The organism is Kribbella flavida DSM 17836 (assembly GCF_000024345.1).
Lineage (GTDB): Bacteria > Actinomycetota > Actinomycetes > Propionibacteriales > Kribbellaceae > Kribbella > Kribbella flavida.
In genome coordinates, this window is record NC_013729.1 from 6177568 (window position 1) to 6190518 (window position 12951).

13 protein-coding genes are annotated in these 12951 nt (G+C 71.6%); all 13 read right to left on the bottom strand.

Features of this window, described 5'->3' with window-relative positions; genetic code table 11:
- Positions 1–36: 36 nt before the first annotated feature.
- A complete protein-coding gene (locus KFLA_RS28470; RefSeq protein ID WP_049797448.1) occupies positions 37–1224 on the bottom strand; it encodes an MFS transporter in 1188 nt (395 codons plus the stop codon).
- Between the two features lie 221 nt (positions 1225–1445).
- Positions 1446–2267, bottom strand: coding sequence for a Rossmann-like domain-containing protein (locus KFLA_RS28475; protein ID WP_012923298.1), 822 nt, complete (start codon positions 2265–2267; stop codon positions 1446–1448).
- Positions 2260–3051 (bottom strand): phytanoyl-CoA dioxygenase family protein, encoded by a 792-nt coding sequence (locus KFLA_RS28480; RefSeq protein ID WP_237706622.1) that lies wholly within the window; start codon positions 3049–3051, stop codon positions 2260–2262. Before KFLA_RS28480 ends, KFLA_RS28475 begins: the two co-directional genes overlap by 8 nt.
- Before the next feature lie 9 nt (positions 3052–3060).
- On the bottom strand, positions 3061–4122 hold the full coding sequence (locus KFLA_RS28485) for a pyridoxal-phosphate dependent enzyme (protein ID WP_012923300.1): 1062 nt from the start codon (positions 4120–4122) through the stop codon (positions 3061–3063).
- Complete coding sequence (locus tag KFLA_RS28490) at positions 4119–5675, bottom strand: ABC transporter ATP-binding protein (RefSeq protein WP_012923301.1); 1557 nt, start codon at positions 5673–5675, stop codon at positions 4119–4121. Before KFLA_RS28490 ends, KFLA_RS28485 begins: the two co-directional genes overlap by 4 nt.
- A complete protein-coding gene (locus KFLA_RS28495) occupies positions 5672–6490 on the bottom strand; it encodes an ABC transporter permease (RefSeq protein ID WP_012923302.1) in 819 nt (272 codons plus the stop codon). The genes KFLA_RS28490 and KFLA_RS28495 overlap by 4 nt, the downstream gene beginning before the upstream one ends.
- The gene (locus KFLA_RS28500) at positions 6487–7425 is read right to left on the bottom strand and encodes an ABC transporter permease (RefSeq protein ID WP_012923303.1); all 939 of its coding nucleotides are present in this window, start codon (positions 7423–7425) and stop codon (positions 6487–6489) included. Before KFLA_RS28500 ends, KFLA_RS28495 begins: the two co-directional genes overlap by 4 nt.
- Positions 7426–8967: an ABC transporter substrate-binding protein gene (locus KFLA_RS28505; RefSeq protein WP_012923304.1), complete on the bottom strand. Its 1542-nt coding sequence runs from the start codon at positions 8965–8967 to the stop codon at positions 7426–7428. It lies immediately after the preceding gene.
- Positions 8968–9168: 201 nt separating this feature from the next.
- Positions 9169–10032, bottom strand: a complete 864-nt coding sequence (locus KFLA_RS28510) for a fructosamine kinase family protein (RefSeq protein WP_012923305.1) — start codon at positions 10030–10032, stop codon at positions 9169–9171.
- Between the two features lie 112 nt (positions 10033–10144).
- Positions 10145–10714 (bottom strand): NADPH-dependent FMN reductase, encoded by a 570-nt coding sequence (locus KFLA_RS28515; RefSeq protein ID WP_012923306.1) that lies wholly within the window; start codon positions 10712–10714, stop codon positions 10145–10147.
- A 173-nt stretch (positions 10715–10887) separates the two neighbouring features.
- Positions 10888–11382 (bottom strand): MarR family winged helix-turn-helix transcriptional regulator, encoded by a 495-nt coding sequence (locus KFLA_RS28520; protein ID WP_041289527.1) that lies wholly within the window; start codon positions 11380–11382, stop codon positions 10888–10890.
- Positions 11383–11461: 79 nt separating this feature from the next.
- Positions 11462–12445 (bottom strand): copper resistance D family protein, encoded by a 984-nt coding sequence (locus KFLA_RS28525; protein ID WP_012923308.1) that lies wholly within the window; start codon positions 12443–12445, stop codon positions 11462–11464.
- Positions 12442–12951, bottom strand: coding sequence for a copper resistance CopC family protein (locus KFLA_RS28530; protein ID WP_012923309.1), 510 nt, complete (start codon positions 12949–12951; stop codon positions 12442–12444). The genes KFLA_RS28525 and KFLA_RS28530 overlap by 4 nt, the downstream gene beginning before the upstream one ends.

The window sequence follows — 12951 nt, forward strand, 5'->3', positions numbered from 1 at the left end:
CTACTGGTCATCCCCGAACACGGAGCGTATAAGGGGTCAGCCGTCGGAGGGGCGGACGCGGAGGGCGCAGAGCAGGGCGATGGTGGTGAGGGCGGCGAAGGCGGCAGCGGTGCCGGGGTAGCCGGCCAGGCCGAGGCCGAGGCCGCCGATGGCGGCGCCGAGGAAGACGCCCAGCGACATGCCGGCCGCGTTGACGCTGAGGGCCGAGCCGCGGAGGTCGCCGCTGCGGCGGACCAGCAGGGTGGTGACGCAGGCCGCGACGGTCGCGTGGCTGGCTCCCATCAGCGCGGTGAGCACCAGCGTGCTCGGCAGCGTCGGCGAGAAGTAGAACGCGGTGACGCTGATCAGCGCGGCGACGACCCCGGCGACCAGCAGCTTGTCGGCGCCCAGCCATGGCCGGTCGAGCGCGAGGAAGCGGCCGGCGAACAGGTTGCCGAGGAAGAACGACGCCCCACTGAGCGACCACACCAGCGCGAACCAGCCCGGCTGCAGGTCGAACTTCTCGTCGTAAAAGGCCGCCAGGTACGCCAGGTAGCCCATGAACGCCGCCGTCCGCAGCAACGCGACCGCCAGCAGCGGCACCGCGCCGGGGATCCGGGCCAGCGCCCGGTACGTCGCGAGGTAGCTCATCCGCGCGCCGCCGTCGGCCCGCACCGGCGCCTTTCGCCCGCGGCCGCGCCAGAAGAACGCCGCGGACAGCGCGAGCGACACCACGGCGGCGGCGATCAGGTTGCCCCGCCAGCCCCAGAGCAGCCCCGGTACGGCGAGCACCGGCGCGGCCAGCATCGCCATCATCGAGGTGGTCGCCGAGACCAACGTGGCGGCCCGTCCGGCGGCGGCCGGGGACTGGAACCGGTCGGCCGCGGCGGCACCGATCGACGGGCCGAGGATCGAGGTCGCCGCCCCGATCAGCAGGCAGAACGCGGCCAGCGCGAAAACGTTGCCAATGGCACCGAGCAGCGCGGACAGCCCGAGCAGCGCAAGTCCACCGGCCGCGACCAGCTCACGGGCCAGCCGGTCGATCAGCGGCGCCAGCGCGAACCCGACCACCAGCGCGGCCAGACCGCCGAGCCCCCGCAGCCCGCCGATCTCCGCCACGCTGCCGTCCGCCGCGTCCGCGATCGGCACCAGGTACATGCCGAACACGGTGAACGGGATCAGGCTGACCGTCGAGGCCAGCAGGAACGGCCACAACCGCCGCGCCATCCGTAGATCGCCGGGCACCGCCTCATGCCCACCCGCCCGAGGCGGCGGACCTCCAGCGCTCGCAGCCTTGGAACCACTCGTCGGAGGCAGCGATCCTCCACCACTCACCAACCCCCGCGCCGCGCCTTGCTCCGGCGGGGCCGAATGCGGCTCGTGCCCACCGTCGCCAGTTGGTGAGTGGTCCACGTCCGGCGAGTCGATGGTGGATGCGGGCGCAGCTGAGTTGCGGCTGTCGGTACTCACGTGCGGGAAGCTCCGTCCTGGATTCGGTAGCGGTACAAGCTCGTCGGGCGGGAGCTGAACTGGGAAAAGGGAAATGGCTCGGCGGACACCGCGGTGACGCCGGAGCCGAGGAAGGCGCGCACCACCGCACTTCCGGTCTGAGCATAGACCGCCAGCGGCTTGTGTTGCTGGCGGCAACGGTCAACGAGAACGTCGAAACTGCCGTTGCTCAAGGTCATTCCGGTCGCCACCACCGCGTCGGCGGCATCCAGAACCTCCGTCATGTCGCGGGAAACCGGCAGTCCGGACGCCGTCTCCCGCAGGTTGAAATCGCACGGCAGACAGATGCCGCCGCGTTCGGTGATCGCGTCCACCAGCGGGTTCACCACGCCGATCAGCGCGACCTTCGTACCCTCGGCGACCTCGAGCAGCCCGGCGACGGCCGCGTCCCGGGCCCGCGCGCGGACGTCCGGCGTCCCGGCGGGCAGCACGATCTCCTCGGCGCCGGCGGCTTCGTGGTGCGGCTCGACCGAGGCCAGGTAGGCGTCCAGCGCGGCGATCCGAACTGGCAGCGGCGCCTCGGTCAACAGCTCCGAGACCGCCGTACCAGAGGTGTCCGCGCAGTACGCCGGGTCGAGCTCGCCCTCCTCGAAGGCGCAGGCGCCGAAGACCTCACCGACGCGGAGCAGGACGTAGTAGTTCTTGTACGTCACGTCGGCGCCCGGCAGCCGGGTCGTGTTGTGCAGCCAGAACGCGCTGGTCACCGACAACGTCGAGGGCGCGGGACCCCGCTCGCCGGCGAGAACTGATGCGGTCAGGGCGGTGACGGATTCAATCATGGAGCCTCCCGGCCGAAATCTGCGCTGATGGCAGATCGGCCAGCCTGTCGGCGTCGTAGGTCAGGGCGGACAACTCCGGCCGGCCGGCCGGCTGGAAGCAGAACAGCAGCGAGCGGCGGTCGGTGGCGGTGCGGTTCGGCGCGGACCGGTGCACCATCAGCCCCGGGAACATCAGCACCGACCCGGCCGGCGCCTCGACCGTCACCGCGGCGGTCTCGTCGACCGCGCGCGGATCGACCAGCAGCCCGGTCGGATCCGCCGGATCGCGGGGCGCCGGGCCGGCCAGGTGGCTGCCCGGGATCAGCGTCATCGCGCCGTTGCCGACGGTGTTGTCGTCCAGCATCACGATCGCGGTCGCCACGTCGTACGCCGCGTCGCCGGCGCAGCAGTACCAGAACGGGAAGTCCTGGTGCCAGGCGAACTCCGAGCCGACGCCGGCCCGCTTGAAGTTCAGCTTGGCCACGAACGGCCCGACCTCGGCGACACCGAGCAGGGCGGCCATCGGCCCGGTCAGCCGCTCGTCGGTCCACAGCGCGTCCAGCACCGGGGACATCCCGGAGACCGGCGACAGCGACCGGACCGCCTTGCCCGGCGCGTCGGGCTCCCAGTGGATCGTGGTGCCGCCGATCTCCTCCAGCCGGTGACCGTCGGGCCAGACGGTGACCCGGGTCTCGCCCGCCTCGGCGGCCGCGACGACGTCCGCGTGCACCCGCTCGACCGCGTCCCGCAGCCGGGCGACCTCCGTTGCCGTGAACAACCGCGTCAGCACCTCGTACCCCGACATGATCACAGGTTAGTGCGACGGAGTCGCAGATGGAAACTGCTCGCGCTGGGTCCGGACCGATGCCCGGCGGTGCCACGACATCGCCGACCACGGCACGGCGAGCTGGTCGAGCGAGTCGATCTCCCGCGGCCGCAGGCCGGCGATCGGCCGCGCCTCGGCATGCCGGGCAAAAGCCGACTCGACGTACCGGGTGCCGGTGTCGGCGGCCAGGAAGACGTGCGTCCGCGCGCTGTCGCAGGTGTGTTCCCACAGCGCGGTCAGGTACGCCGCGCCGGCGGACAGCCCGGCGAACACCCCGGAGGTCCGGAGCAGGTCGACCGCGGCCGACATCGCGTAGTCGAACGACACCCAGTGCAGCCGGTCGTACAGCTCGTGCCGCACGTTGCGGAACTCGATCGAGCTGCCGATCCCGGCGATGATCATGTCCGGGTCCTGGGTGTGCCCGGCCCCGAAGGTGACGCTGCCGAACGGCTGCACGCCGACCAGGTTCACGTCCCGGCCGCGGTCGCGCAGGTACTCCGCGATCGCGCCGGTCGAGGCCCCGGTCCCCACGCCACCGACCAGGCACAGCGGCCCGGCCGGGACCAGCTGCGCGACCAGGTCCGCCACCGCGCCGTAGCCGAGGTAGTGGATGTCGTCGTGGTACTGCTGCATCCAGTGGTACGTCGGGTTGTCGCGCAGGATCTCGGCGATCCGGCGGACCCGGAGGTTCTGGTCGAGCTGCAGGTCGTTCGACGACGGGACCTGCTCGACGGTGGCACCGAGGATCTCCAGCTGGATCCGCAGTGTCCGGTCGACGGTGGTCGAGCCGACGATGTGGCACTTCATCCCGTACCGGTGGCAGGCCAGCGCGAGCGCGTGCGCGTAGATCCCGCTGGAGCTGTCGATCAACGTGTCGCCGGGCCGGACCGCGCCGGTCTCCAGCAGGTGCCGGACGGCGCCGAGCGCGGAGTACACCTTCATCGTCTCGAACCGCAGGCAGATCAGGTCGTCGCCGACCCGGATCGGGTCCGGGTCCTTGATCGCCTCCGCCAGGTGGTCGTGCAGCCGGGGCGTGACAGGAATGCTCACTGCGGGTTGCTCCTCGTGTCGGCACTCAGGGTCAGCACGGGCGGAGGCGGTTCGTGCCCGACCCGGGCGGCCCTCACCAGCCGCCGGGCCACCTCGGTGGACGGGCGGGTCATCACGGCGACCGGTGCGCCCCGCTCGGCGACCCGGCCGTGGTCGATCACCAGCACGTGGTCGGCAACGGCGGCGACCAGGCCGAGGTCGTGGCTGATCCACACCAGAGCGGTGCCCTGCGTCGTGAGCTCCCTCAGCAGTTCGACGACCAAGGCGGTGCCGTGCTCGTCGAGTGCGGTGGTGATCTCGTCGCAGATCAAGACGTCGGGCTGGGCCAGCAAGGCGCGCGCCAGCGCGGCCCGTTGCAGCTCCCCGCCGGACAACTGGCTCGGTGGACGGGCCGCGACGAGAGCCGAGACACCGAGCCGGGCCAGGGTGGCGACCGCCTCGGCCTCGGCTTGCTCGGCCGCCAGGTTGCGCAGGCGGCGGGCCGTCCGGGCGACCTGGTCGAGCACGGGCCGGCGTTCGTCGAAGGAGCCGCGGACCTCCTGCCAGACGTACTGGACCCGGCGGTTCTGCTCGGCCGACCGCTTGCGCAGTACGGGCAGGTCGCGGCCGTCGAGGGTGATCCGGCCGGTGTGCCGCTCGTGCAGTCCGGCCAGGCAGCGGGCGAGGGTCGTCTTGCCGCTGCCGGAGCGACCGACCACGCCCAGACAGCTTCCCGGCCGCACGCTGAGATCGACTTCGCGCAGGATCGGGTCACGGCCCCGGGGACGCACGGAGGCGGACAGGTTGGCCGCCTCCAGCAACGGCTCGGCCGACTGCTTGGTCGCCGGTTCGATCGGGAGGTCGACGGGCTCCGGCAGAACCTCCGGACCACCGGAGGCGATCACCTGGCCCGCGTCCAGGACCACGACGTACTGCGCGAGAGCGCGGACCAGGTCGAGGTCGTGGCTGAGCAGCAGGATGCCGAGACCTTCGGCGGCCAGCTCCAGCAGCTCGCCGACCAGTTGCAGCCGGGTGACGGAGTCGAGGCCGGTGCTCGGTTCGTCCAGGACGAGGACGCGGGGGCGGCAGGTCAGCGCCTGGGCCAGCGCGATCCGCTGCCGCTGGCCGCCGGAGAACTGGTGCGGAAAACGACGCAGGGTCGCGCGGTCGGAGGGCAGCTGCGCTGCCCGGAGCGCCTCGGTGACGACGTCTTCGCCGGGGTGGTGCAACTTCTCCAGCTCGTGCAGGCCCGCGCCGATCCGCCGGGCCGGGTTGAGCGCGCTGCCGGGATGCTGCGGCATGTAGGCGACCACTCGACCACGAACACCCGCGGCGGCGGACGTCGGCCCGTTGCTGTCGACAACGACCTCGCCGGCGACCTCGACCTGGCCGAACAGTCTCACCTGGTCGCCGTGCTCGCCGAGCAGCGCCAGCGCAGACGTGGTCTTGCCCGAACCCGACGCCCCGACCAGCGCGGTGACCTGCCCGGGCCACACCTCGAAGTCCACGCCGTCGACGATCACCGCTTTGCCGGCGTACGCGCTGAGCCGGGTCACCTGCACCAGCGGCTTCATCGGGTCACCTCGGCCATCCGGCGGGTGCGGTGGACCAGGCGGTCGGCGAGCAGGTTGAAGCCGAGGGTGAAAGCGACCAGCATCAGCGCGGGCGCCAGCACTGCCCACGGCTGCAGCAGGAGGCCCTCGCGGTTGCGGGAGACGCTGACCGCCCAGTCCGGCGCGGTCGGGCTCAGGCCGAGGCCGAGGAAGTTGACGGACGCGACCAGGAACACCGCCAACGTGATGCGGGTGCCGATGTCGGCGGCGACCGGCCCGAGCACCGAGCGCCCGACGTAGCCCAGGTGGATGCCGATCCAGCTCTCCCGTTGCATCCGCAGCGCCTCGACCACGGGCCCGCTCGCGGCGTCCAGGGCGGCCGCCCGAACCAGCCGCGCCACCGTGGGCACGTTGACCGCGGCAACCGCCAGCGTGATCGCGAGCGCCGATGCCTGCCAGCCGACCGCGACGACGCTGATCACCAGCAGCGACGGCAACGGCAGCAGCACGTCGAGCGGCCGGATCAGCAGCTCGTCGAGCCAGCGGTGCCGGGTGGACGCCGCGACCAGACCGATCAGCCCGCCGACCAGGTACGCGACGGCGACCGCGCCGAGCGCCATGCCGAGCGCCGTCCGGCCACCGGTGAGCAGCAGTTCGAGCACGTCGCGGCCGAGCCCGTCGCTGCCGAGCGGGTGCCCGGCGGCTCGCTCGTACGGCAGGCCGGGCTCGGCCTTTAGCTTCACGAACGGGCCGAAGATCGCCGCCAGCAAGGGGATCACCACCAGCGTGGCCGACACCGCCAGCGGCGTACGGGCTCGCCAGCCGGGGCGGCTCATCGCAGCAGCTCCGTCCGGGGAACCAGCCGGTTGCAGACCAGGTCGGCGCCGAGGTTGATCACCAGCGCGGCCACCGCCAGCACCAGCGTGAGCCCCTGCACGACCGGCAGGTCTCGGGTCTCGACACCGTCGACCAGCGCCGTCGCGAAGCCCGGGATCGCGAAGATCGCCTCGACCACCAGGACGCCGCCGAGCAGCGTGTCGCCCGTCCTGGCCAGCTCCTGCACCCCCGGGACCGCGGCGTTCGGCAACACGTGCCGCAGCAGCAACCGCCACCTCGGCACCCCGAGCCGCCGAGCCTGTACGACGTACTCGGCGTGCAGGGCGTTGATCGTGCCGGCGCGGACCTGCCGGGAGAGCAGACACACGGTCCGGCCGAGCAGCACCGCCACGGGCAGGACCAGCAGCACCGGATTCGCCAGCAGATCACCGCCGACCCAGGTCGCGGGCAGCCAGCCGAGCTTCAGCGAGAACAGCGCGATCAGGACCACCGCGATGACGAAGTCCGGGATCGCGCTGAGCGCCAGCGTGACCGAGGTGACGGCCCGGTCCAGCCGGCCGTTCTCCCGGGTGCCCATCAAGATGCCGAGGGCAACCGCCAGCGGCACGACGACGGCCAGCGTGGCCAGCGTGAGTACCACCGTGGCGCCGACCGACGCCTTGACGATGTCGAGCACCGGACCGCCGCTGATCAAGGACGTGCCGAGGTCACCGCGCAGGACGTCGCCGAGCCAGTGGATGAACCGCTCGACCGCCGGCTGGTCCAGCCCCAGCTGCTCGCGCAGCCGGGCGACCTGGTCAGGCGTCAGCGTCTCGGTGAACCGCATGTCGGCGGCGTCACCGGGCAGCAGGGAGGTCAGCACGAAGACCAGCACCGACAGCACAACGAGCTGCAGCACCGCCAGAGCGGCCCGTTGCGCTGCGTACGACCGCATTCAGGCCAGCCACACCTTGTCGAAGCGGGCCGAGTCCAGTGTGTTCGGCGGGACCGCCTCGACGCCCTGCAGCTTGGCCGACACCGCGACCATGAAGTCCGGATGACCCCAGGCGAGAATGCCGCCCTCGTCCCGCAGCGACCGCTGCAGCTCGCCGTACTTCGCGGCGCGGGCGGTCTCGTCGGTGAGCACCTGGGCGGCCGCGAAGGCGGCGTCGAAGGCCGGGCGCCGCCAGTGCGTCACGTTGAACGGCGACTTCGACAGCAGCCGGTCGGTGATGTACTGCGGAATCGGCATCGCGCCGGAGCGATGGCTGCCGATCGCGCCCTTGGTGAGCAGGTCCTTGGCGTACGTCTGCGAGCTGCCGGTGGTGACCTTGAGCTTGAGCCCGGCCTCACCGGCCTGCTCGGCCAGCAGGGTCGCCGCCTCGACGAAACCGGCCGAGGCGTCGGAGGTGAAGATCTCCAGCTCCTTGTTCAGCACGCCGGCCTTCTTCAGCAACGCCTTCGCCTCGTCCAGGTCGCGCTCGCGCTGCGGCAGGTCGGCCGGGTAGTACTGGTAGCCCTTGCCGAACAGGTCGTTGCCGACCTCGCCGCGGCCGGCCAGCACGACGTCGACCAGCCGCTGCCGGTCGGCCAGCAGCTTGAAGGCCATCCGCACGTCCGGGTTGTCGAACGGCGGCTGGTCGACCTTCATCACGAAGGCCTGGGTGGTGCTGCCCTTGGCCGCGACGATCTTCACCGTCCGGCCGGCCTCCGCGGTCCGGGCGAAGGTCGCGGTCATGTCGTTGGCGTACTCCGCCTGGCCGCCCTGCACCGCGTTGGCCCGCGCCTCGGCGTCGGCCGAGAGCAGGTGCAGCTCCTCGATCCGGGCGGCGCCGTCCCAGTAGTCGGCGTACCGCTTGGCGACCATCGAGCGACCGGCCTCGAACGAGACGAACGTGAACGGCCCGGTGCCGACCGGCTTGGTCGGGTCCTTGAACCCGTCCCGGACGATCTGGGTGCCGATGCCGGCCAGCAGGGCGGGGAACTCGGCGTTCGGCGCGGTCAGCGTCAGCTCGACCGTGCGCTTGTCGATCGCGCGGCAGCGGCGCAGGTCCACGGTGGCGAGCGAGGACTGCGCGACCCGCTCCGGCGCGGCGGGATCGGCCATCCGGGCCAGGCTGTACAGGACGTCCTCGGCGGTCAGCGTGTGCCCGTCGTGGAACGTCGCCTCTCGCAGAGTGAACCGCCAGGTCGCGGCCTGGGCGTCCGGCTCCCACTTCTCCGCCAGCCGCGGCACCGGCTTGAGGTCCGGCCCCAGCTCCACCAGCTTCTCGTACATCGCCTTGTGCCGGGCGATGTCGACGAACAGGCTCTGCACGTGCGGATCGAGCACCTCTTTGGCACCGCCGCCGGCGTACACCGCGCGCAGCCGGCCGCCTTGCTGCGGCTGGGCGGCGGCCTGATCGGTCCCGCCCCCGCTGCCGCACCCGGTCATCGCGGCAAGTCCCAGTCCCCCGGCCAGCCCCAGGAACCCACGTCTGTTCAGCGCTTCGGACATCCAGTTTCCTTCACGGTGCGATGGTCTCGGCGAGCTCCCCCCGCCGGCGTCGATCCTGCCGTTAGTGAAAATCGTTGTCAAATTCAGCGCGCATTCTGAACAGCCCTCATTCTTTCCGCCCCCGCCACCGCGCCGCTCTCCGTGACGGCGTGTCACCAGTCCCTACCTCCGGGTACTGGCAGTCACCACCAGGTTTCGGCGTCAGCGCGGGGCGAAGCGGCGCAGTACCTCACGGATCTGTGCCACGTAATCGCCCATCGGCCCGAAGTGCGCGACGACACTGAGCAGCTCGCGCAGGTACAGCAGACCCATCCGCTCACGCCAGCCGGGCTCGGGCGGGCGGAGTTCGTGATAGGCGGCGAAGAAGCGCTCCGGCACACCGCCGGCGCAGAACATCATGCTCAGGTCGACCTCGGCCCAGGTCCAGCTGACGGCCGGATCGATGAAGGCGGGCTCGCCGTCGGCGGTCGCGATCAGGTTCGCGCGCCAGAGATCCCCGTGGGTGAGCACGGCCGGAGCAGCGGGCAGCAACTGGTCGAGCCGGTCACACAGACACTCCACCCGCTGGAGATCCCCGGCATCCAGGGCCCGGCGGGTGGCCGGCTCGCGCAGATAGCGCAGGATGCGACGCGTCGCGAAGAAGCGATGGCCGTCCTCGTCCCAGGCGTTCTCCTGCGGCAGTCGGCCGAGCCAGCCGTCATGGTCCCAGCCGTGACGCGGCGACGTGTGGCCGTGCAGCGCGGCCACCGCGCGACCGGCGGCCTCCCAGAACGCCGGCGTCGCCGGTACGACGGGGTTGAGCGCCTCGAGCGTCAGCGATCGCGGGCCGACGGCGATCACGGCCGGAGTCCGCAGGCCACCCCGACCACGCAGCACCTCCAGGCCGGCTGCTTCTTCGGCGAAGAGGCCGGCATCCGGGGCGGCCGAGGACTTCACCACCGCGGTCGTACCGTCGGCGAAGGTGACCTGCCAGGTGTTGTTCGCGAAGCCGCCGACCAGCGTGCGCACCGAACGCACAGCGACGCCCGGCGGGGCGAGGTCGTCGGTCCATCCGTCGATCACCATCCGGTGAGCTTAAGCAGCACCCCGGAGTCCGGCCGGACTGCGGGACACCGCTCAGCGATCGAGGAGAACCGGCGACCTCGCGCCGCGCCGGGCGTCGGCGTACCGGTGCGGGTCAGGCTGCGACGGGCCTGCGCAGGGCGGCGAGCGCGTTGCTCCACTGGACGACCTGGTCGAGCATCGTGGTCACCTCGCCGACGTGGTACTCGGCCGGGGCGAACTCGCTGTAGTTCTTGAAGTCGGTGGCCAGCGAGAGCGCGACCTGGGCGCGGACGTCGGCGACCTTCAGCTCGCCCATCACCAGGCGCAGGTGCTCGACCGCGCGGGCGCCGCCGACGGAGCCGTAGCTGACGAAGCCGGCCGCCTTGTCGTTCCACTCGGCGAACAGGAAGTCGATCGCGTTCTTCAGCGCGCCGGAGGTGGAGTGATTGTACTCCGGGGTGACGAAGACGAAGCCGTCGAACGAGGCGATCTTGTCCGCCCAGGCCTTGGTGTGCGGCTGGCTGTACTGACCCATCGACGGCGGGATCGCCTCGTCCAGGTGCGGCAGCTTGTAGTCGGCGATGTCGACCAGTTCGTACTCGGCGTCGCTGCGCTGCTTGGCGATGTCCAGCACCCACTGGGCCACGGCCTCACCGTTGCGGCCGGGGCGGGTGCTGCCGAGGATGATCGCGATCTTGGGCATGTCGATCCTTCGTGCGGAGGGAGTTTGGTGATGCATCACCAAACTTAGCAAATCGAGATGACATGTCAACCGAAGGGAGCCGGGAGTTGTGCACGCCATGCCAGGACATCGCCCAGCGTCCGAGCTGGCGGAGGCGTGACCTCGGGTTCGCGGACGTCAGCGCGCGGGCGCGGTCAGCAGTCGGCGGGAGCGCCGGGGACGCGGCAGAGGTCGCGGGCCGGAAGGCCGGCCAGGATGCGGTCGCACAGACCGCCGAGCAGGTCCTGCTCCTCGGGCGACAGCTTGTCGAACAGGTAGGTGCGGACGGCGTCGACGTGGTCCGGCGCCGCCGCCTCGATCGCCTGCCGGCCGGCCGGAGTGATCCGGACCATCGAGCCGCGGGCGTCGGACACGCACTCCTCACGGACCACCAGACCGCGCTTCTCCATCCGGCTCACCTGGTGCGACAACCGGCTCCGCTCCCAGCCGACCGACCGGCCGAGGTCGCGGGTCCGCAGTACGCCGTCGTCGGCGTTGGACAGCGGGTGCAGCAGGGCGTAGTCGGCACCGGAAAGACCGGAGTTCGCGGTGAGGCGGTTCTCGAGGGCGATCGACAGCTCACGGTAGGCGTCGCGGTACGACTGCCACACGTGCGCCTCGCGCGCATCGAGCCAGGGGGTGTCCGCCATTCGCCAATCATACGTGGGCTGTTGACGGATCACCGATCCTCCTCCGCCGGACCCGCGGGGTTCGGGTCGGCGCAGGACCTCACGGCGTACGGGACAGGGCGACGGCCAGTCCGACCGTGCCTGCCATCACCAGCAGCTCGACCGCGGCGAGGCGGTAGAACAGGGCCGGCCGCTGCGCGAGCGCGGGCAGCGTCGCCCGCCGGTGCCACCACCCGATCCCGACCAGGCCGGCGAACGCGACAGCCTTCGCGAACACCAGTACGCCGTACCCGGTCGTCACCCACTGGGTGATCAGGCCCCAGCCGTCCTCGCGCCCACCGAGGTGGATCTCCGCGGTGAGCAACCCGGTCACGCCGATCGCGACGGCGCAGATCAGGGCGATCCGGCTGAACCTCTCGACGGCCGCGCGCTCACGGCTGTACCGGATCACGGCCCAGAGCCCGCCGACCCAGACAGTCGCCGCCGCGACATGGACGACCAGCGAACCGGTGGCAAGCGTCGCCCAGATCGTGACGCCGTTGTGCGCGGCATGCCCGGTCAGCAGCGGGCCGATGAGAGCGGCCGCGATCAGCACGAAGCACAGCTGCGCGGTCGCGACGGTCCGGGTGCCGCTGGCAACGACCGCCAGGGCGGCCGTGAGCACCACGACGACCGCGAGCGCACGCACCTGCGTGAACTCACCCGCCGCCCCGGCCTGCTGCGGCAGCTCCAGCAGCGGGACGCCCAGCACGACCGACGCCGTCGTCACCATCCCGCCGATGGTGGCCACCGCCCAGACGGCCGCAGCGACAGCAGCGTCCTGCATCGCTCGAAGCCCTTGTTTGCCGAGCATCCCGTCGCCACTCGGCACGAACGCCGCCGCTGCCAGCACCGCGCCGCAGCACGCGATGGCCGCCCCGTCGGCCGCCAGGCGCAGTACCGGTACGGCCCAGGAGACGGGCAGGCTCGCGCCGAACAACGTGGCGGACTCCGGCGCACCGCCCGCCGCCAGCAGGGCGACCACCAGTACGCACAGGCTCGCGGCGGCGATCGCCAGTCTCAGCTGACCGGTCGGGGCTCTCATGCGGCGGGGCGACGGCGAACGATCACGACGGCCAGCGCCACGACGACCAGCATGATCAGGCTCATCGCGACGATCGTGGCCACGTTGGAGCCGCGTTCGGCCGGGGTGGTCGGCGGCACGGCCGGCTGGTTGGGGTCGTGGCCGGCATGGGTGACGGTGAAGCTCCCGGTGGCGGTGATCGGATGGCCGTCGGCCGACACGATCCGGACGGCGACCTGGTACCGCCCGGTCTCGATCATCGCGCCGACCGGCTGGGTGACGGTGTTGTCGAGCACCTCGAGCTCACCCGACGCGACGTTGACCCCGGTCGGTGACTTGACCTCCACCTTCGCGCCGGTACTGCCGACGGGCTCGTTGAACGTGAGCACCACCTTGGTCGGCGGCACCGCCATCGTGGTCCCGTCGGCCGGCGTCATCGACTCGAGCTTGGCGTGCGCCGCCGCCGGCCCGGTGGAACCCACCAGGACCAGCAGCGACGCGGCCAGCACCACGAGAATCCGTCGCAC